The following is a 21294-nucleotide window of genomic DNA, read 5'->3' on the forward strand; positions in this document are numbered from 1 at the left end:
TACCGTGTCTGCCTTGAAAGACGAACGGCCGCATCATGTGATGCGGCCGTTTTTGTCTGGATACCGGTCGTCGCCCGCAGGCGGAAGAGGACGCGTGTGCAGGCCCTATCGAGCCAGAGACGACAGATCCCAGCGCGGCTTGACCGTGAATGCGTAGTCCTTGCCTGCCTGCTCCGGCCAGCGCTGCAACCGCAGCGCACCCGCGAGCGCGATCATTGCGCCGTTATCGGTACACAGCGACAGGTCCGGATAGTGCACCTCGAAGCCGCGCTTTTTCGCGGCGGCAGAAAGCGCCTCGCGCAACTGCCGGTTCGCGCCGACGCCGCCCGCCACTACGAGTCGCTTCAGCTTCGTCTGCTTGAGCGCCGCCAGTGATTTCGCGGCGAGCACATCGACAGCTGCATCAACGAAGCCACGCGCCAGATCCGCCCTCGCCTGCTCGCAAATGTTGGCGCCGCCGAGCTTCTTCGTGTGCGTCAGGACGGCGGTTTTCAGGCCGCTGAAGCTGAAGTCGAGATCGCCCGAATGCAGCATCGGACGCGGCAGCGAGACTGCGCCCGGATTGCCGAATTCCGCCATGCGCGACACTTCCGGGCCACCTGGATAGCCGAGGCCGAGCAGCTTCGCGGTTTTGTCGAAGGCTTCGCCGGCGGCATCGTCGAGTGTTTCACCGAGCGTTTCGTATTCGCCGACATCGGTGACGCGCATCAACTGCGTGTGGCCGCCCGACACCAGCAGCGCAACGAACGGAAACGGTGGCGGTTCATCGACGAGCAGCGGCGAAAGCAGATGCCCTTCGAGATGGTGAATGCCGATCGTCGGGCGATCCCACGCCATCGCGAGCGCGTTCGCGATGCTCGCGCCGACGAGCAGCGCGCCCGCAAGCCCCGGCCCTTGCGTATACGCGATCGCATCGATCTCCGTGCGTGCGGTGCCGGCGCGCTCCAGCACCTCTTCGAGCAGCGGCAGCGCGCGCCGGATGTGATCGCGCGACGCCAGTTCCGGCACCACGCCGCCGTATTCGCGATGCATGGCGATCTGCGAATGCAGCGCGTGCGCGAGCAGGCCGCGCTCAGTGTCGTAGAGCGCGAGGCCGGTTTCGTCGCAGGAGCTTTCGATGCCGAGAACGAGCATGATTCGGGGGCTGGACGGGCGCCGCGAAGGCGTCCGAAAGGTAAAGGCAAGCCTGAAAGTATAGCAGCGACGGCAAGGCGACGAAGGGCGGCAGGTACAATGCGCGCCATGGAATCCTTCGATATTGCGGTTATCGGCGCAGGCGCGGCCGGCATGATGTGCGCGGCGGTGGCCGGCCAGCTCGGCCGGCGCGTCGTGCTGATCGACCATGCGCCGCGCCTCGCGGAAAAAATACGCATCTCCGGCGGCGGCCGCTGCAACTTCACGAATCTGTACGCCGGTCCGGCGAATTACCTGTCCTCGAATCCGCATTTCTGCCGCTCCGCGCTCGCGCGCTACACGCCGCGCGACTTCATGGCGCTCCTCAAGCGCCATCGCGTGACGTGGCACGAGAAGCACAAGGGGCAACTCTTCTGCGACCAGTCGAGCGAAGCGGTCATCGATGTGCTCAAGCACGAATGCGACGCCGGCGGCGTTGCATGGCGCCGGCCGCTCGCGGTCGAGCAGGTCAGGCATGAAGCCGCCGGCGGTTTCACGCTCGACACCCACGCAGGCCCGATCCGCACCCGCGCTGTCGTGGTGGCGACCGGCGGCCTTTCGATCCCGAAGATCGGCGCGACCGACTTCGCCTATCGTCTCGCCAAGCAGTTCGGGCACAAGCTGATCGACACGCGTCCGGCGCTGGTGCCACTCACTTTTGCCGCTGACGACTGGGCGCCGTTTTCGGCGTTATCGGGTGTTTCGCTGGAAGTCCAGCTGGCGACCGGCAATAAAAAGAGCGGCGGTGAGTTCGTCGAGGATCTGCTGCTCACCCATCGCGGCCTCTCAGGTCCGGGCGTGTTGCAGATTTCGACCTACTGGCAGCCCGGTGAGCCCGTCCACGTGAACCTGCTGCCGGACCGGGACGCCACGACGGCACTTCTGGAAGCCAAAACCGGCACGAAGCGCCAGATCGCCAATCTGCTCGCCGAATGGGTGCCGACGCGCCTCGCGCACGTCTGGCTGGAGACGCATGCGATTCCAGCCGAGGCGCGCGTCGCCGATCTGCCGGACAAAACGCTGCGCAGGATCGGTGAGGCGCTTTCGCGCTGGACGCTCACCCCGAACGGCACCGAAGGCTATCGCAAGGCCGAAGTAACGCGCGGTGGCATCGACACGCGCGAACTCTCTTCGTCGACGATGATGAGCGCGCGGGTGCCCGGTTTCTACTTCATTGGCGAGGCCGTGGACGTCACGGGCTGGCTTGGCGGCTACAACTTCCAGTGGGCGTGGGCATCGGGCGTCGCGGCGGGCCAGGCGGCCGCGGAGCAGGTTCTGGGGGCTTGACGGCGCCGTTTCTTTGTGCGAAACGTCTGTTATAATCTCCAACCTTTGCAAAGCTCCGTTATTGAAAAATGACGACTATCCGCGTAAAAGATAACGAGCCCTTCGAAGTCGCGATGCGCCGCTTCAAGCGCACGATCGAGAAGAACGGGCTCCTGACCGAACTTCGCGCGCGCGAGTTTTACGAAAAGCCGACGGCTGAACGCAAACGCATGAAGGCGGCCGCGGTCAAACGCCACTTCAAACGTCTGCGCAGCCAGATGTTGCCCAAAAAGCTTTACTGATTCTTTGTCCGCCGCAGTCGCTTTGAGCGCCGTGGCGTGCAATCGTTGGCGGCATCCAGCGCTCGATGCCGTCGCACGCGGAAAGACCAGGCCGCAAGGCCGCCCCGGTGAGGCCGCATCCATTACGCGAATTCGCGACAACCCGCTTGAGGAAGGTGTCCCAAGCGGGTTTTTGTCTTGATGCGAGCGTCGCGCGGGACTGTTTTCATGGCTTGTTTATCAGGCTTGTTTTAATCAACGCATTCAGGTGAGTGATGAGTCTCAAGGACCAGATCAACGACGATATGAAAGCCGCGATGCGGGCGCGCGAGACCGAGCGTCTCGGCACGATCCGCCTGCTGCTCGCCGCGATCAAACAGCGCGAAGTCGATGAGCGCGTGACGCTCGACGACGCGGCGATCACGGCCGTCATCGACAAGATGATCAAGCAGCGCAAGGATTCGATCAGCCAGTTCGAGGCGGCCGGGCGCACGGATCTCGTCGACAAGGAAGCGGCTGAACTCGTCGTGCTGACCGCCTACATGCCGCAGCAGTTGTCCGACGCTGAGGTTGCCGCTGAAGTGCAGGCCGCCGTCGCGCAGACGGGCGCCGCCGGCCCGCAGGATATGGGCAAGGTGATGGGCGTACTGAAGCCGAAGCTCGCCGGCCGCGCTGACATGACGGCCGTGTCCGGGCTCGTCAAGGCAGCACTCGCGAAGTAAAACCCTGTCCGGAACCGGGCGACCCGCGTATTGACGGGTCGCCCGGTTCCTCATGAAATTCGAGGCCGCCTTCCTACTGTGATTCCGCACTCGTTCCTGCAGGATCTGCTGAACCGCGTCGATATTGTCGACGTGGTTGGTCGTTTCGTGCAGTTGAAGAAGGGCGGCGCGAATTTCATGGGGCTTTGTCCGTTTCACAACGAGAAGAGCCCTTCGTTCACCGTTAGTCCGACTAAGCAGTTCTATCACTGCTTCGGATGCGGTGCGCATGGCACGGCAATCGGTTTTCTGATCGAGCACGCCGGACTGACCTTCCCGGAGGCCGTGAACGAGCTGGCGCAATCCGTGGGCCTGACGGTGCCGCAGGAGCCGTCGCCCATGCGCGGCGGAGGTGGCGGTGGCGGAGAAGGTTATGCGCCGGCTGTATCGAAGGCTGTCACGACCGCGCTGTCTGACGTGATGCAGACCGCGTGCGATTTTTACCGCAAGCAGTTGCGTGGCGCGCCGAATGCGATCCAGTACCTGAAAAAGCGTGGACTGACTGGCGAAGTCGCGGCGCGTTTCGGGCTCGGTTACGCGCCGGATGGCTGGCAGAACCTCGAAACCGCTTTTCCCGACTATCGGGACGACGCGCTGGTCGAATCCGGTCTCGTGATCGTCAGCGAAAAGTCGGATGCGCAGGGCCAGAACCGCCGTTATGACCGCTTTCGCGAGCGGATCATGTTCCCGATCCGCAACGTGAAAGGGCAGGTGATCGGCTTCGGTGGCCGTGTGCTGGATAGCGGTGAACCTAAATATTTGAATTCGCCGGAAACGCCTCTATTTAACAAGGGCAGCGAGCTGTACGGCCTTTTTGAGGCGCGCCTCGCGATCCGCGAGCAGCAGTACGTGCTGGTGGTCGAAGGGTACATGGATGTGGTCGCGCTGGCGCAACTGGGGTTCCAGAACGCGGTTGCGACCCTCGGTACGGCGTGCACGCCGATTCATGTGCAGAAACTGATGCGCCAGACAGATACCGTGATCTTCAGCTTCGATGGCGACTCAGCCGGCCGACGCGCCGCACGGCGCGCGCTGGATGCCTGTCTGCCGCACGCAGCGGACAACCGGACGATCCGCTTCCTGTTCCTGCCGACAGAGCACGATCCGGACAGTTACGTGCGTGAGTTCGGTACCGAGGGGTTCTCGGAACAGGTCGCGCGGGCGATGCCGCTGTCGCAGTTCATGTTGAACGAAGTGCTGACCGGCAAGGAGCTGGATCAGCCGGAAGGAAAGGCGCGCGCGCTGTTCGACGCCAAGCCGCTGTTGCAGGCGTTGCCGGCGAACGCGTTGCGTGCCCAGATCATGCACATGTTCGCCGACCGGCTCGACGTGCCGTTCGACGAAGTGGCCGCGCTCTGCGAGGTCGATGCCCGGATCGCCGCGGCTTCGCGCGCCGCGCCGCCGCGCAAGGATCGTCGTAGCGTGACCGGGATCGAACAGCGGGCGCTGCGCAATCTTGTGATGCATCCGCGCATTGTCGCGGTGCTGGACGAGGACGCGGAACAGGCGCTGTTGACGGTCACCCGTCACGGTGAACTGTTCGAGGAAGTGACGACGCATGCGCGTGCGCTGGGCGAAGCGGCTGAGTTTCAGCTGTTGTCGGATCTGCTCAGAAACAGCGCGAATGCGCCGACTTTCGAAGAAATCTTCCGCGAAATTCTGGACTATGATGAAAACGTGCGCGACCTGCTGCTGAAGAATCCCGAGGACGAAACCGTCATCGAGGAGCGCCGCGAGCAGGAACGGATTGTTGGCGAGGAACTGAAGGCGGCGATCTTCAGGATGAGCTATGACGCGTACAGCGCGAGGCTCGATCAACTGTCGCGGCAGTCACGACATACGCCGGAAGAACTGGCCGAATACACCGATCTGAATCGGAAGCGGGCGGACATGAAACGTCAGCTCGGGCTGTAAGCGGGGAAGGGCAGAACCTGAGGTGCTATAATAAAAGGTTCCCAGCAGTTTGTTTGCAGTTTTTGTTTGTTTTCCAGGCAAGAGGGCGAATTGCAATGGTAAAGACTACAGGCGGAAAGAAAGCGACGGGCAAAGGCTCCGAGGAGCCGACCAGAAAGGTCACGCAGGCCAGGTCTGCTTCTTCTTCCGCGAGAAAAACGTCTGCCACAAGCGTCGCACCTTCTCCTGGGAAGAAATCCTCGTCCACTTCTGCCGCGCGAGCGGCACCGGTTGCGGCATCTGTAGCTAACGTGGCTGGCGCCTCGAAAGCCTCAAAAGCCACGCAGCCAGCAACGAAGCGGCCGGGTTCCAGAAGTACCAGGGAAGCGGCTGCCGCGCAGGACACTGCGGCAGTGCGCGAGACTCCAGTATCCACGGTTCAACCGGCTGTTGTCCAGCAGCCGCGAGTCGAGACTACAGCCGGTATGGCGAACTCCATGACGAAAAAGCTGAACGAAGTATCCGTCGATGACGACGCAACCCAGAACGAAGAGGCAGCAGCAGCGCCGGTCGTTCCGGGCAAAGGCGAAAAGGCCAAGGCACGCGACCGCCGCGCAAAGGAAAAAGCGCTGCTGAAAGACGCTTTCGCGTCGACGCAGCCGGGCACCGCCGAAGAGCTCGAAGAGCGTCGCGCGAAACTGCGCGCGCTGATCAAGCTCGGTAAGGAACGTGGCTTCCTGACGTACGCCGAAATCAACGATCACCTCCCGGATAACTTTGCCGAGACCGAGGCGATCGAAGGCATCATCAGCACGTTCAACGATATGGGCGTGGCTGTGTACGAGCAGGCGCCCGACGCTGAAACGCTGCTCCTGAACGACAACGCGCCGGCGGCTTCGTCGGATGATGAAGTCGAAGAAGAAGCAGAAGTCGCCCTCTCCACGGTCGATTCCGAATTCGGCCGCACGACCGACCCGGTCCGCATGTACATGCGCGAAATGGGTACCGTCGAGCTGCTGACGCGCGAAGGCGAAATCGAAATCGCGAAGCGGATTGAAGATGGCCTGAAGCATATGGTCATGGCCATCTCCGCGTGCCCGACGACGATCGCCGACATCCTCGCGATGGCCGAGCGCGTCGCGAACGAAGAGATTCGTATCGACGAACTCGTCGACGGTCTGATCGATGCCAACGCGGAAGACGCGGACGGCTTCTCCGAGCAGGAAGCGGAAGCGATCGAGGCTGAAGAAGAGGAAGCCGAAGAGGAAGCAGAGGAAGAAGAAGAAGACGACGGCACCGCGCAGGCTACGGCCAACGCGGCGCAGCTCGAAGCGCTCAAGCGCGCGTCGCTCGAAAAATTCGCGTCGATCAGCGAATGGTTCGACAAGATGCGTCGTGCGTTCGAGAAGGAAGGCTACAAGTCGAAGGCGTATCTGAAGGCTCAGGAAACGATTCAGAACGAGCTGATGATGATCCGCTTCACGGCACGTACCGTCGAGCGTCTGTGCGACACGCTGCGCGCGCAGGTGGACGAAGTGCGTCAGGTCGAACGTCAGATCCTGCATACGGTCGTCGACAAGTGCGGCATGCCGCGTGCCGAGTTCATCGCGCGTTTCCCGGGCAATGAAACGGATCTCGAATGGTCGGAAAAGATCGTCGGCGAAGGTCACGCTTACAGCGCGATCCTCACGCGTAACATTCCGGCGATCCGCGAACAGCAGCAACGTCTGCTCGACTTGCAGGCGCGTGTTGTGCTGCCGCTGAAGGACCTGAAGGAAACCAACCGTCAGATGGCGGCCGGTGAACTGAAGGCGCGTCAGGCGAAGCGCGAAATGACCGAGGCGAATCTGCGTCTCGTGATCTCGATTGCGAAGAAGTACACGAACCGTGGCCTGCAGTTCCTGGATCTGATCCAGGAAGGCAACATCGGCCTGATGAAGGCGGTGGACAAGTTCGAATATCGCCGTGGCTACAAGTTCTCGACGTACGCAACATGGTGGATCCGTCAGGCCATCACGCGTTCGATCGCGGACCAGGCACGTACGATCCGGATTCCGGTTCACATGATCGAAACGATCAACAAGATGAACCGCATCTCGCGTCAGATCCTGCAGGAAACCGGTCTCGAGCCGGATCCGGCAACGCTGGCAGAAAAGATGGAAATGCCGGAAGACAAGATCCGCAAGATCATGAAGATCGCGAAGGAGCCGATCTCGATGGAAACGCCGATCGGTGACGACGACGATTCGCATCTGGGTGACTTCATCGAGGATACGAACACGGTTGCTCCGGCCGACGCCGCATTGCACGCCAGCATGCGCGATGTCGTGAAGGACGTGCTCGATTCGCTCACGCCGCGCGAAGCGAAGGTGCTGCGCATGCGTTTCGGTATCGAGATGAGCACCGATCACACGCTCGAGGAAGTCGGCAAGCAGTTCGACGTGACGCGTGAGCGGATCCGTCAGATCGAGGCGAAGGCGCTGCGCAAGCTGCGTCACCCGAGCCGGTCGGACAAGCTGAAGTCGTTCCTCGAAGGGAATTGATCGACGGCTGTTGGTGTTAAAGGCAGTCTGCTGCCGATGAAGGGGCTTCCAGATCGTTCTGTGTTCAAGCAGGCGGTCCCGGAAGCCCCTTTTTTCGTGTAGTATGTCGGCCAAATCAGCAATCAGGCCCGGCCCTCAGACCGGGTCTTTTTCTTGGGCCGGACGCCGTGCTGGTTGCAGGCAGCGGACTCATAATCCGCCTCCGAAAGGACATCGTCGGTTCGAATCCGACCCGGCCCACCAAGCCTGGCTTGGGTTTGCGGGGTTTCATGTAGTGAGCACCGATTTCCGCAATTCGGGGATTTTTCCGCAATTCTGGCATCGTGGGGTGGTCACCGCTCCGATAGCAGATCAATGAGGGCTGAGTTCTGTATTGCACAGGGCTCAGCCCTTTTAGTTTGGTCTTGATGCGTTGGCGATTGTAGTAGTGGATGTATCGGCGCAGGCCAGACCGAAGCGCAACTCGATCTGCAAGCGCTGCACTGTGTCCGGCAGTGACTCGTACCCTGGTGGGTGGCGCCAGCTTTGTACCTGGCAAAAAGAACAATGCTGTATCGCTCGACGGGAGCACCGGCTACGTGAGTCCGCCGGCCGGTCTGATTTGTAGCCTCTCCGCTCCGACGGCAGAACAAGTGGCCGCGCTCGCCCCAAGTTGGAGGATATCGGGCTTCCAGCGCGCTGAACTGGGCGACATTGACGGTGAACTCGGTCCTTGCACTTCGCGTACGCATAGGCGCTTTGCCAAAGCATCAACGTCGCTAATGTCCGCGCTCATTGTTGAACAGGTCAAGCGTCACTGTCAGAGACAGCCGAACGTGGTCGATCACGAATTCGCCTGTAACGGTGGCCAGTTCAAGCCACCGTTATGCCCAGATCGTTTGCCAGCAGCGCCGCCTGCGCATGTGAGATCGTCGCGCGCTTGAAGCTTGAAGCAGTACGAACTCTGAGCGTTCCAAGCTCCGCGTCGCGCAGATCGGCACCCTCGAACTTCGCATTCGCGAGGTGCGCTTCGCGGAGGCTGCCCCCCTCAAACACGGTATCCCGGAAGTCGCAGCCGCTCAAATCGGCACCGGAAAAGTCAAGCCTCACCAGTCGCTGCTTTCTGAAAGAAACGCCACTCATGTCGGCGCCAACCAGCAGCGTATCGAAGAACTCAAGCCCCAGGGCCGATATTCCGGTGAAGACGGCCCCTGTCAGTTTCACGCCGTCGAACATTGACGAAGCCAGCTTCGCGCGGGCCCACGAGGAATTGTTGAAGTCGGAGTCCTTGAAACGCGCGTCGGTCAACTGTGCCGTGACGAAATCGATGCCGCGGCCCTTGCAGCCCAGCCATCGGCTGTTCTCGAGTCTGGCGCGCCTGAATGACGTTTCTGCTGCTGAGCAGCGCAAAAATGTGCAGTCCCGGAACGTCAGATCGGACAGGTCGGCGCCGTCGAAAGCGCACCGTTCGAATTCAATCGGGCCGTTGCTCGTGCCGAGCAGCTCAACGAGATCAGCGCGACTCATCGTTCTATCGAGAATATGCATGTGGATGGAGGGTGTGCCGAAAAAGGGGAACATTGGGGATCTCGGGTTTGCAGTCCGGGAGAGGAGCAGATTATAATCAAAACATTCCATACGGATGGTATGTTTAATGACCCTTGCTCATCGCAGACAGAAGCAACCTGAACTGGTGCGTAAAGAACTGCTGGATGTCACGCTGCAGATACTGGTGGATGAAGGACCGCATGCCGTGACACTCGACGCGGTGTCGAAACGGGCTGGCGTGACCAAGGGCGGACTCCAGCATCACTTTCGCAGCAAGCAGGCACTTCTTGATGCGCTGTGCGATCAGCTTTTCGTGGGGTTCCATCAGCGATATGAGCTTGCGCTGCTTGCCGAGCCTGATGGCCCCGGTCGGCACGCGCGAGCGTACGTGCGACTGTCATTTGACAGCGGCAACGATCACGAGCAGGTTCGCACGCAACGCGCTATTGCCTTGCTGGCACTGACATGGCCGCCATGTCGCGAGCGGTGGAGCGCTGTCGTGACCGCTGCAATAGCGGCCGACGGCGTGGATGAGGATTTGGCGAACCGGTTGCTGCTGTGCAGGCTCGCTGCTGACGGGTTTTGGTATTCCCAGATGCTGGATTCCTATCCAATTGGGAACAAACGAAAAGCCGCGCTCCTGGATGCCCTTCTAGACTTGTGCTGAAAGGGCGCACAACGAGACAACCCTCGTATTCATACGACCTCTCGCGCCCCTTCGAACCGATTGTCGATCGGCCGAACCCCGGCTTGCCTTTACCTCTGGGATACGCGACATTTCTGGAATCGCCAGTAGCGAAGCAGAACACCTTGGTCCAGGACGGTTCGCGACCACTCCGCATCCCACCACTAAATGCCGTCCTGGACTCCGGCTTCCAGCGAGCGAAGCGGGTTCACTGAACGCCGTCAACGAGAAGCCGATAACCTTAGCGAACCAGGTGTCTACATAATGCGCATCCCACCTCTGAAAGCCATCATTGCATTCGAAAGTGTCGCGCGGACAAAGAGCGTCAATCGGGCGGCTGACGAATTAGGGCTCACGCCATCGGCGGTCAGCCATCAGATTTCGAACCTCGAATCCATGGTCGGTAGACCTTTGTTCACCCGGCTAGGGCGAGGGCTCGTTCTGACTCCGACCGGTCAGCAATACCTGACGGACGTCACAGGATCGCTTGCTGATCTGAGCCGCGCGACGGAGCGCGCATCGAGCCAGTCGGGCCTCGAGATCCTTCGTATCCATTCGAGTCCAAGCTTTGGGTTGATGTGGCTGCTACCCAGGCTGGCTTCGTTCCAGGAAGCGAACGGCGACATCCAGTTGAATCTGGCCTGTTCCTACGAAGATGTGTCGTTTACCTCTGGCTACTATGACCTCGATGTACGGCACGGCTACGCAAACTGGACCGATGGAGAGATCAAGACGCTCCGCAATGAATTCATTGCGCCTCTTGCCTCACCGGACTACCTGAGACGGTTCCCGGTGCGCACTCCCGAGGATCTGCTCGAGCGGCGTCTGATCTTCTCGGAGACTCCGCTCGTACAGTGGAAGCAATGGTTCGGCAAGTTCGGCGTCGCGGCGGCCGGGAAAGCCTACGATTTCTCTTTCGACCGTTCCTACATGTCGCTCGAGGCTGCAGCGCTGGGGCACGGCATCGCGCTCGAAAGCACGATGCTCGCATCGGTCCAGCTCAGGCGACGTTCGCTCGTGCCGGTCTTCGATCAGACCTTTGCGGTCGAAGTCGGTGCCCATCACCTCGTTTACCCTGGCCAGAACGCGGATTTGCCCCGCGTGGCCAAATTTGTGACCTGGGTCGAGCAAGAGACCGGCGAAGACGCAATGGGTCAAGAAGCCACGCCAGGCGGGACGACGGCGCCCGCCATGAGGCGAAATGGATGACTACCGACGCCTGTAAATCCACGGTGCCGCGACACCTGAAAATTCTTCAGCAATAGTTGAGCCGAACTGCATTGATCGAGATGGTCGGAGCGCTGAAACTGCGCCTACTCACTCACACGATCAATGGAGACAAGCATGTTGCTCAACAGCAAAGTGGTCATCGTCACAGGTGCAGCCTCGCCGCGCGGCATCGGCAAGGCAACCGCAAAAGCGCTCGCTGCGCAGGGCGCGCGAGTGGTCATTCTGGACCTTCGAAAGGAAGACGCCGAAAGCGCCGCGCGCGATCTCGGCGACGGGCACCTGGGGCTCGCCTGCGATGTGACCGACAAGGCCGCATGTATCGCCGCGGCCGGGGCGGTGCTGGCAAAGTACGACCGGATCGACGGGTTGATCAACAACGCGGGCATCACCCAGCCGCTGAAGACGATGGACATCGAAGCAGGCAACTTCGACGCGGTCATCGACGTGAACCTGCGCGGCACGCTCTACATGTCGCAAGCGGTTATTCCGCAGATGAGAAAACAGAAGAGCGGCAGCATCGTCTGCATGTCGTCGGTTTCCGCGCAACGCGGCGGCGGGATCTTCGGCGGTCCGCACTACAGCGCCGCCAAAGCAGGCGTACTCGGCCTCGCTCGTGCGATGGCGCGTGAACTCGGGTCCGACAACATCCGCGTCAACTCGATCACACCGGGCCTGATCCAGACCGACATCACCGGCGACAAGCTCACGACGGAGATGCGTGCCGACATCATCAAGGGCATTCCGCTTGGTCGTCTTGGCGACGCGCTCGACGTCGCCAATGCCTGTCTTTTCCTCTCAAGCGATCTATCGGCCTACCTCACCGGTATCACGCTCGATGTCAACGGTGGGATGTTGATCCACTGAAAAGTGACTCGCCTGGATGTCGGGCGAACCCTCAACGCACCCGGGAGAGACCCGGGGCGATATGGCAGGAGACAAGCATGAAATCGAAGTCCACGGTGCCGTCGATGACGGTCGATGTCACGTCGCTTGCCGATACGGCGAGCTTCGAATCAAAAACGTATGCGAAGGTTGGACGGCGCTTGATACCGTTTCTGATGCTGTGCTATCTGGGCGCTTATCTCGATCGTGTCAACGTGGGCTTCGCGAAGCTGCAGATGCTCAATGACCTGCGATTCAGCGAGACCGTGTATGGCTTCGGCGCCGGTATCTTCTTTCTCGGCTATTTCCTCTTTGAAGTGCCGAGCAATCTTATGTTGCACAAAGTGGGCGCGCGAAACTGGCTCGCTCGCATCATGCTGACGTGGGCGCTGATTTCCGCCTCCTTCGTCTTCGTAAAGACGCCCACGACGTTTTATGTTCTGCGGTTTCTATTGGGTGTGGCGGAGGCCGGGTTTGCGCCAGGCGTCATTCTGTACCTGACGTACTGGTTTCCTTCGGCACGGCGCGCCAAGGCGCTCTCCCTCTTCTTCATGGCGATCCCGCTTGCCGGCATTGTCGGTGGGCCGCTGTCCGGTTACATCCTGCACGCGTTCCATGGCGTACAGGGTCTCGCGGGCTGGAAGTGGCTGTTCATGCTCGAGGCGCTGCCGTCGTTGCTGCTTGGCGTTGCCATTCTGCTGTACCTCGACAACGGCATCGCCGCCGCGAAGTGGCTCACTGATGCCGAGAAAGCGCTCCTCTCACGCAACGTGGCGAACGACAACGCCCACAAGGTGGCCCACGTGTCGATCCGGTCTTTCATCGGCGATGGTCGTTTGTGGTTGATGGCTGCGATCTACTTCTGCGTCGTGCTCGGTCAGTATGGACTGACGTTCTGGCTGCCGACGATCATCCGCAAGTCGGGCGTGGCTGATCCGTTATGGGTCGGTATCTTTACCGCCATTCCGTACCTGTGCGCCATCATTGCGCTGCCGCTGGTGGGAGCAAGCGCTGACCGCCATCGCGAACGTCGTCTGCATCTTGCGATTCCGATGCTCGTATCGGCGGCAGGCTTTGCAACGCTGCCGATGCTGGGCGGAGTCGGCGCGTCGCTGGTGTGTGTCAGCGTGGCCGCCGCCGGCATCCTCGCTTCGTCGTCGCAGTTCTGGTCACTGCCGACGGCGCTCCTCGGCGGCATGTCCGCCGCAGCGGGTATCGCCGCGGTGAACTGTTTCGCCAATCTCGCGGGCTTCTTCTCGCCGGCGATCGTCGGCTGGTTGAACGACCTGACCGGTAAGTCGACGGCTGGGCTCATCTTTATCTCTGTCGCAATCGTCATCGGCGCCGCGCTTGTTTTCCTCGTGCCAGCCAAAACCGTCAATCGTTGACATTGTCCGCTGCAAAGACTCACTTCTCTCCAAGGAGACATCATGAACAGTCCGTCATCAGATGCGGTGACGCTCGCTGAGCGCGCCTATCGGATCCGCAGAAACGCCTTGCTGATGGGCGAAGTGCAGGGGCAGGGGTACATCGGCCAGGCACTCGATATCGCCGATGTACTCGCGGTTGCCTACTTCGGCGCGATGCGCTACCAGCCCGACAACCCCGAATGGGACGGCCGCGACCGCTTTCTGCTGTCCAACGGCCACTACGCGATTGCGCTCTATGCCGCGCTGTTCGAAGCCGGCTTCCTGCCACCGGAAGAACTCGAAACCTACGGCAGCGACGACAGCCGCTTGCCGATGTCCGGCATGGCGAGCTATACGCCCGGCATGGAGATGTCCGGCGGCTCGCTCGGCCATGGTCTGACGATCGCGGTGGGTCGCTGCCTCGGACTGAAACGCAAGGGCTCGGACGCTTTCGTCTACACGCTGTTCTCCGACGGCGAACTCGATGAAGGCGCGATCTGGGAAGGCCTGATGTCGGCCGCGCACTGGAAGCTGGACAACCTGATCGCCATGGTCGACGTCAACAACCAGCAAGCCGACGGTCCCTCCACGCAGATCATGGCGTTCGAGCCGCTCGTGGAGAAGCTCGAAGCATTTGGGTGGTTTACGCAGCGCGTGGACGGCAACGACATCGATGCCGTGAAGGCGGCCTTCGATGCCGCGCGCATTCATCCGAAGGCGCAGCCGCGGATCATCGTCTGCGATACGCGCATGGGTTGCGGCGTGCCGTTCCTCGAGGAACGGGAAAAGAACCATTTCATCCGCGTCGATGCCCATGAGTGGCAACTGGCGCTTGCAGCACTCGAAGCAGGGAGACAAGCATGAGCGACACCACCATCAGCAAGCCGCGTCTCAAGACCTCGGCAATGATCGCCTCGATTGCCGGCGAAGGACAGGTCACGCGGTCGGCGCCGTTCGGCCATGCGTTGGCGCAGCTGGCTCGCGAGAAGAAGAACGTGGTCGGCATGACCGCTGACCTTGGCAAGTACACTGACCTGCACATCTTCGGCAAGGAATTCCCTGAACGCTACTATCAGATGGGCATGGCCGAGCAACTGCTGATGGGCGCGGCCGCCGGCATGGCACATGAAGGCGCCCAGCCGTTCGTCACGACCTACGCCGTGTTCGCGACCCGTCGCGCGTATGACTTCATGCACCAGGCCATCGCCGAGGACAACCTCGACGTGAAGATCATCTGCGCGCTGCCGGGCCTCACGACCGGCTACGGCCCGAGCCATCAGGCGGCCGAGGATCTTGCCCTGATGCGCGCAATGCCGAACATGACGGTCATCGATCCGTGCGACGCGCTCGATACCGAGCAGATGGTGCCCGCGATCGCGGCGCACAACGGTCCCGTATATGCGCGCTTGCTGCGTGGCAACGTCCCGGCCGTGCTCGATGAATACGACTATCAGTTCGAACTGGGCAAGGCGAAGCTGCTTCGCGACGGCGCCGAGGTGCTGATCATCTCCTCGGGCATTATGACCATGCGTTCGCTGGAGGTCGCGAAGGCGCTGGAAGCGGACAACGTCGGCGTCGGCGTGTTGCACGTGCCGACCATCAAGCCGCTCGATACAGCGACGATCCTGCGCGAAGCCAGGCGCACAGGCAGAATGGTCGTGGTCGCCGAGAATCACTCGGTGATCGGCGGTCTCGGAGAAGTGGTCGCGACCACGCTGCTCACGGCCGGCGTCACGCCGATGTACCGCCAAATCGCACTGCCCGATGAGTTTCTCGCCGCAGGCGCGCTGCCGACCCTGCACGACCGCTATGGCATCTCGACCAACGTCATGGCGAGCACGATAAAGAGTTGGCTCAGATAAGCGCAGGGAGTATCCCGACGAGACAGGTAAGTCGGGGCCACAGCCTTGGGAGCTGTGACGGTGCGTCAGTTCGACGGCGCACCGTCATGGGAAGACGAGAGAAACGTGAGCGAATCAATTCTTATGACCCCGCGCGGCATCGTGAAGAGTTACGGTCCGACGAGCGTCCTCAGAGGCTTCGATCTGTCGGTAGCTGTGGGAGAAGTGCACGCCTTTCCCGGAGTGTGGATGTCCACGCAGAATTGAGCCACCTGAGCCGGTCAACACGGTCGGAGACTTTTGATCTACCGCGCCAGCCAGTCCGGGGCCTGTTTGCATTAGATCGCCCTCGTCGCGATAACTCAGCGGTTTTTGCAGGCTGGCTGATGCTCGCAAATGCCAGCCTGCTCCGCAATTCTCTATCTGGTCGGTCCGACCTTCTCGCCACGACGGTTTCTGACATCGTGTTCCGTCATGGCGAGGGATTCATGGCCAAGCTCACAACTTCGACTTGCACGTTTGCCTGTCCGCGCTGAAGGCCAATGCTATATCAGTCGACCAGTTGTGAGCCGGTGCGAGCGACAACTAGCACTGTGCACCCGCTTTCTGAAGAGCTTGAGTGGCTCGAACCTGCCGGATAAGTAAGTACATGGCCGACTGAAAACTGAGCCCCATCGCTATCCGCAAAGACTCCTTCCGCGACAAAAATCATCTCGGTCGTCTCATGCAAATGCGTCGGTCCGCGTGCCCCGGGCTCTATTTTCATCCAATAGCTCGTCCATCCGCCTCCTTCGTCATCAGACAAAGGAATCCAGGAGTAACCGGGAATCTCGGACTCACCTATTTTCAGTGGACGCCAATCCTCATCGTTAATTTTGTAGCTTCGTCGCGCTGCCAATTGCACTGGACCGGGTGACGCGCCTTCTTGGATTCTTGCTGAGTTCATGGGTAGCAGGGGAGTAGTTGTCGACACGGAAGAAGCCAGTATTGAGTGGACGATATCAAGCGTCAATGCGCTTTATTTTCGCTGTCGCATTACATCTGGTTATGCGGCGCATCCGCTTCGTGCAGCGACCGTTGTTTGCGCGTCCTGGCACCTGCTGTCCTCAGGTCGGTTGTACGTCTGCACGCAGCCAGTCAATGACGGTGCTCGTGGTCGGCGTTATCGTCCGACCATGCGGGACAACAACGAAATAGGAATCGCTGACCTTCACCGAGGCGTCCGTTACCCGCACCAATTGCCGGGACTCAAGTAAATCGCCCAGCAGTCTACGCCAGCCGAGAGCAACACCATGTCCATGTTGCGCAGCTTGAATTGCGTCCGTGTACAGGCTGCAGCGCAGTGAGTAATGCAACCGCGGCGGCCTCACTCCGACAGCCTGGAACCAGGTCTCCCAGTCCATCCATCCTTCCGAGGTGGAGTCGGAATCAATTAGCTGAGTCATGGTGAGGTCATCGATGGATTGCAATAAGCCGTTCCTGGCCAACCACTCAGGCGAGCAGACTGGAAATACTTCCTCATCAAATAACAACGAGGACGTTCCGTCACGCCATTTGCCGTTGCCGAATCGCACTGCGAGGTCGACTTCGTTGTGACGGAGGTCTGCGGTGAACATGGAGGTCGTCAAACGAAGTGCCAATTGCGGCTCAAGACGCTTCAATTGAGGAAGGTTGGGCAACACGCGGAAATGCGAAAACGCCGCGGTTGTGGCGAGAACCAATTCTTGTTGCGCGCTTCCGTCTGACAGACGGTCGAAGACGCCCGCAATCCGCCGCATCGAGTCAGCCACTACCGAATAAAGCGCTTCACCCTCACTGGTGAGCTTGATTGCCCGGTGCAAACGATGAAAGAGGCGAACATTGAGGGACTCCTCGAGAAATCGCACCTGCCTGCTCACGGCTGCTTGCGTGACCCCGAGCTCGTTCGCCGCCAACGTGAAGCTGCTCAGCCGCGCTACAGCCTCAAACTCCACCAGCGCGGTCAACGAAGGTATCAGCCGTCGGTATCCCTTCGCTCCTTCGGTGGCAGGTTTCATGTTCGGGTCTATACGTATGGGGGCCGCGTAAGCCGTGAGCCGATGATATTCGAAAAGTTTTCTTTCGCGAGAGGCCAATAGTGCCGTCTCCGGACTTTCCCTATAAGCCCAAATCCCGCAGGCGACGTCCCTCAGCGCTTCATGCTGCCCAAACCTATGCCTGGCGTATATCTGCGAGGGTCGCGTGCCTTGTGCGGGTAATCAGCAGGGGTGCACCCATTACCAGCGGTAGGGGAAAGACCACAGAAAATGTAGCTGGCCTAGCCTAATTGGCGATGTACGCTGTCATTACCGCAACAAACATTGCTGATAATGAGTTCAGTGAGGAAAGATTTCAAGCCTTGCGCAAATAAGTCGAATTTATTCGAATTCGTGACTTGACTGTCTTTACTTGCGAAATGGCTTTCGGCGCTTGAGCGTTCGACAGCCGCAATGCTCATCCTGACCCGCAGGAACACCCGACGGAAGGTGCTTGCCGAGCATGTCCGGTCTCGTTTCTCCAGGCCTACAGGTTTTTGAACTTGCCAGTCGGAATGACAGAATGTCCCCAAATCTCACTTTCGCATCGGAAGAGGCAGCATATCCGGGTGCAGCTACAAGCTCTACATCGTCAATCGTGAAGCCGGTGTCAACGCCCGCGGATGAAATCCTTACGGTTCAGAACCTCTCCAAGATTTTTGGACCGAAGCCCGAACGGGCAGCCGAGATGTTGCGGCAAGGCCTTGGGCGCAACGAAATCTTCCAGCAGACCGGGAACATGGTTGCGGTTGACAACGTGAGCCTGGGTGTTCGATCGGGGGAGATTTTCGTGATCATGGGGCTCTCGGGCTCTGGAAAATCCACACTTGTTCGACTATTGAATCGCCTGATTGAACCGACCTCGGGCAAGGTCGTGCTCGAGGGACAGGACATTGCTCCAATGTCGACCCCGGAGTTGCGCGAGGTGCGCCGGAAAAAGATGGCAATGGTCTTTCAATCATTTGCCCTGCTTCCCAACCGGACTGTCATCGACAACGTTGCCTACGGCCTTGAAGTAGCCGGCCGAAAGAAAATCGAGCGATATGAAATGGCACGTAAGTCACTCATTCGCGTTGGGCTCGGCTCGTACGAAAAGCTTCATCCAGGCGAGCTGTCAGGCGGTATGCAGCAACGGGTCGGGCTGGCGCGCGCACTTGCTGTGAACCCCTCGGTGCTTCTGATGGACGAGGCGTTCTCCGCGCTTGACCCGCTCATCCGGTTCGAAATGCAGAACGAGCTATTGCGCTTGCAGAAAGAAGAGCAACGAACAGTGGTCTTTATCTCGCATGACATCGAAGAGGCCATCAAGATTGGTGGGCGAGTTGGAGTCATGAAGGATGGTCGGCTGGTGCAGGTGGGTACACCGGCAGAGTTGATTCAATCGCCCGCTGACGACTACGTTCGCGAGTTCTTCTGCAACGTCGACGTCTCACGCTTCCAGAAGGCGTCTAGTCTCCTTTCAAGAATTGACCGTGGCGTAATTATGTGTGACGCAGGTGTATCCGCTGACCGCTACCTAAACGCACTTACTGATGCCGGCGTCGAGTGGGGTTATGTCTGCGATGAAGCGGGTCGATATCAGGGCTGCGTAACGTCTGCGTCACTCCGCAAATGCGGAAGTGCGCCAATTCGCGAAGCCTTGCTTCGAGACGTCCCGGTCGTGTCGATGGACGCCGACCTGCACGAACTGTCGATGATTGCACTGAACCAGGAGCATGACGTACCGATTATCGACGGAGCCGGCGTGCTAGCGGGCGCCGTGTCGTGCCGGGCGATTCTGAAACAGGTTATGCAACGGAGGGGAGCATGAACTCATCATTTATCGGGGGCGCGGCAGAACACGGGGTCAACTTCCTCTTTCAACATTTCCGGGGCGGATTCGACGCGTTTTCCACGGTCCTGAACGCTGTCGTCAAGCTTCTTCAGGACGGACTCGGCGCTGTTCCTTTCATTGTCATGCTGATTCTCTTCGTGGTAATCGCGCTGTGGCGCAAAGGCATTGTTTTTGCTGCCTTCGTAGGCATTGCGCTTTTCACAATCAACTACATGGGACTTTGGCCACAAACGGTGTCGACCCTTGCACTTGTGATTGCGGCAACCGTCTTCAGTTTGCTAATAGGTATCCCGCTTGGAATCTGGGGCGCACGTAACCGCCGCGCCGAGCTCGTCTTGCGTTCGCTGCTCGATTTCATGCAGACGATGCCAGCGTTTGTGTACCTGATTCCCGCAGTCATTCTGTTCGGACTTGGTCGAGTGCCTGCCGTACTCGCAACAATTGTCTTTGCGATGCCGCCTGTGGTCCGTCTCACTACTTTGGGCATCAAGCAGGTCCGGGAAGAACTGATGGAGGCGGGGCGGTCTTTTGGTAGCACCGACTCTCAACTGTTGTGGAAGATTCAACTTCCCAATGCGTTGCCCTCCATTATGGCTGGCATCAATCAAACCATCATGATGGCACTTTCGATGGTTGTGGTGGCTTCCATGATTGGAGCGGGAGGACTCGGCGAGTACGTCCTTAGCGGAATTCAGAGACTCGATGTCGGTATCGGATTCGAAGGTGGTCTTGGAGTTGTTCTGCTCGCCATCATTCTTGACCGTCTAACGGAGAGTTTCGGCGTTAAATCTGCGAAGAAGAAGGGAAAAGCGCGGGCGGCCAGGCAAACAGTTCGTGAGGCCGTTCAGACGCAACCGTGATTAGCTTTTTGCGGGGGAAGTCGGAATTCCTCCGCGGACTCTTGCAGCATTGATACTCGCAGCTACGGTAAGCCAAATAGAAATTCTTTTTATAATATAGGAGTACTACATGAAATCCGCAAATCTTGCATATTATGCCCTGAAAATTGCTGCATCGACACTCTGCGCCTTCGGCATTTACGGCGGTGTGGCGGTGGCGGCGGAGCCGGTGAAGCCGGTGAAGATAACGATTACTAACTGGGCTGACGTTCTGGCCGTTGCGAATGTGGCGAAGTACGTCATGGAGACAAAGCTGCAGCAGCCGGTGACGTTTGTTCAGGCCGATATTGGCATCCAGTATCAAGGCGTCGCCCGGGGCGATGTGGACCTTATGGTTGGCGGCTGGCTGCCGGTCACTCATGCCACCTACTACGCGAAGTATAAGGACAGTATGGATGATGTCGGCATCATCTACACCGGTGGAAGAAACGGTTGGGCCGTTCCCGCTTACGTGCCGGAGGCCGAACTCTCGTCGATTTCCGACCTGAACAAGCCCGACGTAAAGAGCAAGCTGAATGGCACGATTCAAGGCATCGAACCAGGAGGCGGTCTGATGCAGGCCTCCGAAAAGACCATCAAGGCATACAACCTGGCGGACTACAACCTGCAGTCCTCGAGTGAGGCAGGGATGCTTGCCTCCACTCAGCGTGCGTACCAGTCAAAGGGCTGGATTGTCGACACGGTCTGGAGTCCCCACTGGCTCTTCCAGAAGTACAAGATGCGTTACCTGAAGGACCCGAAAGGTACGCTGGGTGGCGAGGAGCAGGTTCACGCATTCGCATCCAAACAGTTTGCGAGCAAGTATCCGCGGGCCGATGTGTTCATGAAGCATTTCAAGCTCACGCTTGCTGACGTGGAAGCGATTGAGTTTGAGGGCAACACCACGAACGACTATGCCACTGCCGCAAAGAAGTTTGTCGACGCGCATCCAGACAAAGTGAACGCGTGGCTGCAGCAGTAACAGTGGATGCCGGCGTGACTGCAGAATCAGGCGCGTTTCTTCGCGACCGCGTTCA

At 59.6% G+C, this 21294-nt stretch carries 18 protein-coding genes, 1 tRNA gene and 1 pseudogene; 15 read left to right on the forward strand and 5 right to left on the reverse strand.

Translation table 11 applies throughout. The features are described 5' to 3' along the window. Positions 1 to 105: 105 nt before the first annotated feature. Positions 106 to 1134 carry a tRNA (adenosine(37)-N6)-threonylcarbamoyltransferase complex transferase subunit TsaD gene (tsaD, locus tag P3T16_RS03075; RefSeq protein ID WP_429341126.1) on the reverse strand — a complete coding sequence of 343 codons (1029 nt, stop codon included), beginning with the start codon at positions 1132 to 1134 and terminating at the stop codon, positions 106 to 108. A 108-nt stretch (positions 1135 to 1242) separates the two neighbouring features. Here tsaD and P3T16_RS03080 point away from each other — a divergent pair, with 108 nt between their 5' ends. From P3T16_RS03080 to P3T16_RS03105, 6 genes are all read left to right on the forward strand, one after another. After that, positions 1243 to 2460, forward strand: a complete 1218-nt coding sequence (locus P3T16_RS03080; RefSeq protein ID WP_429341127.1) for an NAD(P)/FAD-dependent oxidoreductase — start codon at positions 1243 to 1245, stop codon at positions 2458 to 2460. Positions 2461 to 2528: 68 nt separating this feature from the next. Then, positions 2529 to 2741: a 30S ribosomal protein S21 gene (gene rpsU / locus P3T16_RS03085; RefSeq protein ID WP_429254173.1), complete on the forward strand. Its 213-nt coding sequence runs from the start codon at positions 2529 to 2531 to the stop codon at positions 2739 to 2741. A 254-nt stretch (positions 2742 to 2995) separates the two neighbouring features. Continuing rightward, the gene (locus P3T16_RS03090; RefSeq protein WP_429254174.1) at positions 2996 to 3442 is read left to right on the forward strand and encodes a GatB/YqeY domain-containing protein; all 447 of its coding nucleotides are present in this window, start codon (positions 2996 to 2998) and stop codon (positions 3440 to 3442) included. A 78-nt stretch (positions 3443 to 3520) separates the two neighbouring features. Further along, positions 3521 to 5395: a DNA primase gene (dnaG, locus tag P3T16_RS03095; RefSeq protein WP_429341128.1), complete on the forward strand. Its 1875-nt coding sequence runs from the start codon at positions 3521 to 3523 to the stop codon at positions 5393 to 5395. Positions 5396 to 5490: 95 nt separating this feature from the next. Then, on the forward strand, positions 5491 to 7917 hold the full coding sequence (rpoD, locus tag P3T16_RS03100) for an RNA polymerase sigma factor RpoD (protein WP_429254176.1): 2427 nt from the start codon (positions 5491 to 5493) through the stop codon (positions 7915 to 7917). A gap of 155 nt (positions 7918 to 8072) precedes the next feature. Beyond that, positions 8073 to 8160: transfer RNA gene (locus P3T16_RS03105), tRNA-Ile, on the forward strand. A gap of 115 nt (positions 8161 to 8275) precedes the next feature. Here P3T16_RS03105 and P3T16_RS03110 read toward each other — a convergent pair. Continuing rightward, positions 8276 to 8374: pseudogene (locus P3T16_RS03110) on the reverse strand (IS3 family transposase); the annotation flags it as partial. Positions 8375 to 8769: 395 nt separating this feature from the next. After that, complete coding sequence (locus tag P3T16_RS03115; RefSeq protein WP_429341129.1) at positions 8770 to 9477, reverse strand: pentapeptide repeat-containing protein; 708 nt, start codon at positions 9475 to 9477, stop codon at positions 8770 to 8772. Positions 9478 to 9550: 73 nt separating this feature from the next. On the opposite strand from P3T16_RS03115, the gene P3T16_RS03120 reads away from it, so the two are divergent. The 6 genes from P3T16_RS03120 (at position 9551) to P3T16_RS03145 (ending at position 15512) form a co-directional block, all read left to right on the forward strand. Beyond that, positions 9551 to 10111 carry a TetR/AcrR family transcriptional regulator gene (locus P3T16_RS03120; RefSeq protein WP_429341130.1) on the forward strand — a complete coding sequence of 187 codons (561 nt, stop codon included), beginning with the start codon at positions 9551 to 9553 and terminating at the stop codon, positions 10109 to 10111. 282 nt (positions 10112 to 10393) lie between these two features. Next, on the forward strand, positions 10394 to 11338 hold the full coding sequence (locus P3T16_RS03125; protein ID WP_429341131.1) for a LysR substrate-binding domain-containing protein: 945 nt from the start codon (positions 10394 to 10396) through the stop codon (positions 11336 to 11338). 135 nt (positions 11339 to 11473) lie between these two features. Then, positions 11474 to 12223, forward strand: coding sequence for an SDR family NAD(P)-dependent oxidoreductase (locus tag P3T16_RS03130; RefSeq protein ID WP_429254179.1), 750 nt, complete (start codon positions 11474 to 11476; stop codon positions 12221 to 12223). A gap of 77 nt (positions 12224 to 12300) precedes the next feature. Next, positions 12301 to 13629 carry an MFS transporter gene (locus P3T16_RS03135; protein ID WP_429341132.1) on the forward strand — a complete coding sequence of 443 codons (1329 nt, stop codon included), beginning with the start codon at positions 12301 to 12303 and terminating at the stop codon, positions 13627 to 13629. A 42-nt stretch (positions 13630 to 13671) separates the two neighbouring features. Next, positions 13672 to 14514 carry a transketolase gene (locus P3T16_RS03140; RefSeq protein ID WP_429254181.1) on the forward strand — a complete coding sequence of 281 codons (843 nt, stop codon included), beginning with the start codon at positions 13672 to 13674 and terminating at the stop codon, positions 14512 to 14514. After that, the gene (locus P3T16_RS03145; protein WP_429341133.1) at positions 14511 to 15512 is read left to right on the forward strand and encodes a transketolase family protein; all 1002 of its coding nucleotides are present in this window, start codon (positions 14511 to 14513) and stop codon (positions 15510 to 15512) included. The genes P3T16_RS03140 and P3T16_RS03145 overlap by 4 nt, the downstream gene beginning before the upstream one ends. 529 nt (positions 15513 to 16041) lie before the next feature. Here the strand turns inward: P3T16_RS03145 and P3T16_RS03150 are convergent. Beyond that, positions 16042 to 16437 carry a cupin domain-containing protein gene (locus P3T16_RS03150; RefSeq protein ID WP_429341134.1) on the reverse strand — a complete coding sequence of 132 codons (396 nt, stop codon included), beginning with the start codon at positions 16435 to 16437 and terminating at the stop codon, positions 16042 to 16044. 160 nt (positions 16438 to 16597) lie between these two features. Further along, positions 16598 to 17527, reverse strand: coding sequence for a LysR substrate-binding domain-containing protein (locus P3T16_RS03155; RefSeq protein ID WP_429341135.1), 930 nt, complete (start codon positions 17525 to 17527; stop codon positions 16598 to 16600). A gap of 541 nt (positions 17528 to 18068) precedes the next feature. Here P3T16_RS03155 and P3T16_RS03160 point away from each other — a divergent pair. The 3 genes from P3T16_RS03160 to P3T16_RS03170 all read left to right on the forward strand — a co-directional run bounded on the left by P3T16_RS03160 (position 18069) and on the right by P3T16_RS03170 (position 21239). Further along, on the forward strand, positions 18069 to 19355 hold the full coding sequence (locus tag P3T16_RS03160) for a quaternary amine ABC transporter ATP-binding protein (RefSeq protein WP_429341136.1): 1287 nt from the start codon (positions 18069 to 18071) through the stop codon (positions 19353 to 19355). After that, positions 19352 to 20239, forward strand: a complete 888-nt coding sequence (locus P3T16_RS03165; RefSeq protein WP_429341137.1) for an ABC transporter permease — start codon at positions 19352 to 19354, stop codon at positions 20237 to 20239. Before P3T16_RS03160 ends, P3T16_RS03165 begins: the two co-directional genes overlap by 4 nt. Positions 20240 to 20348: 109 nt before the next feature. Beyond that, the gene (locus tag P3T16_RS03170; RefSeq protein WP_429341138.1) at positions 20349 to 21239 is read left to right on the forward strand and encodes a glycine betaine ABC transporter substrate-binding protein; all 891 of its coding nucleotides are present in this window, start codon (positions 20349 to 20351) and stop codon (positions 21237 to 21239) included. Positions 21240 to 21294 lie beyond the last annotated feature (55 nt).

Source organism: Paraburkholderia sp. GAS42, assembly GCF_050436565.1.
GTDB lineage: Bacteria > Pseudomonadota > Gammaproteobacteria > Burkholderiales > Burkholderiaceae > Paraburkholderia.

Bases quoted from the DNA above. Each gene is read 5' to 3' on its own strand.
- P3T16_RS03150 (WP_429341134.1), bottom strand. From the start codon at position 16,437: ATGAACTCAGCAAGAATCCAAGAAGGCGCGTCACCCGGTCCAGTGCAA.
- P3T16_RS03135 (WP_429341132.1), top strand. From the start codon at position 12,301: ATGAAATCGAAGTCCACGGTGCCGTCGATGACGGTCGATGTCACGTCG.
- P3T16_RS03170 (WP_429341138.1), top strand. From the start codon at position 20,349: ATGAAATCCGCAAATCTTGCATATTATGCCCTGAAAATTGCTGCATCG.
- P3T16_RS03115 (WP_429341129.1), bottom strand. From the start codon at position 9,477: ATGTTCCCCTTTTTCGGCACACCCTCCATCCACATGCATATTCTCGAT.
- P3T16_RS03125 (WP_429341131.1), top strand. From the start codon at position 10,394: ATGCGCATCCCACCTCTGAAAGCCATCATTGCATTCGAAAGTGTCGCG.
- P3T16_RS03165 (WP_429341137.1), top strand. From the start codon at position 19,352: ATGAACTCATCATTTATCGGGGGCGCGGCAGAACACGGGGTCAACTTC.
- P3T16_RS03120 (WP_429341130.1), top strand. From the start codon at position 9,551: ATGACCCTTGCTCATCGCAGACAGAAGCAACCTGAACTGGTGCGTAAA.
- P3T16_RS03130 (WP_429254179.1), top strand. From the start codon at position 11,474: ATGTTGCTCAACAGCAAAGTGGTCATCGTCACAGGTGCAGCCTCGCCG.
- P3T16_RS03155 (WP_429341135.1), bottom strand. From the start codon at position 17,527: ATGAAACCTGCCACCGAAGGAGCGAAGGGATACCGACGGCTGATACCT.
- P3T16_RS03160 (WP_429341136.1), top strand. From the start codon at position 18,069: ATGTCCCCAAATCTCACTTTCGCATCGGAAGAGGCAGCATATCCGGGT.
- P3T16_RS03145 (WP_429341133.1), top strand. From the start codon at position 14,511: ATGAGCGACACCACCATCAGCAAGCCGCGTCTCAAGACCTCGGCAATG.
- rpsU (WP_429254173.1), top strand. From the start codon at position 2,529: ATGACGACTATCCGCGTAAAAGATAACGAGCCCTTCGAAGTCGCGATG.
- tsaD (WP_429341126.1), bottom strand. From the start codon at position 1,134: ATGCTCGTTCTCGGCATCGAAAGCTCCTGCGACGAAACCGGCCTCGCG.
- P3T16_RS03080 (WP_429341127.1), top strand. From the start codon at position 1,243: ATGGAATCCTTCGATATTGCGGTTATCGGCGCAGGCGCGGCCGGCATG.
- rpoD (WP_429254176.1), top strand. From the start codon at position 5,491: ATGGTAAAGACTACAGGCGGAAAGAAAGCGACGGGCAAAGGCTCCGAG.
- P3T16_RS03140 (WP_429254181.1), top strand. From the start codon at position 13,672: ATGAACAGTCCGTCATCAGATGCGGTGACGCTCGCTGAGCGCGCCTAT.
- P3T16_RS03090 (WP_429254174.1), top strand. From the start codon at position 2,996: ATGAGTCTCAAGGACCAGATCAACGACGATATGAAAGCCGCGATGCGG.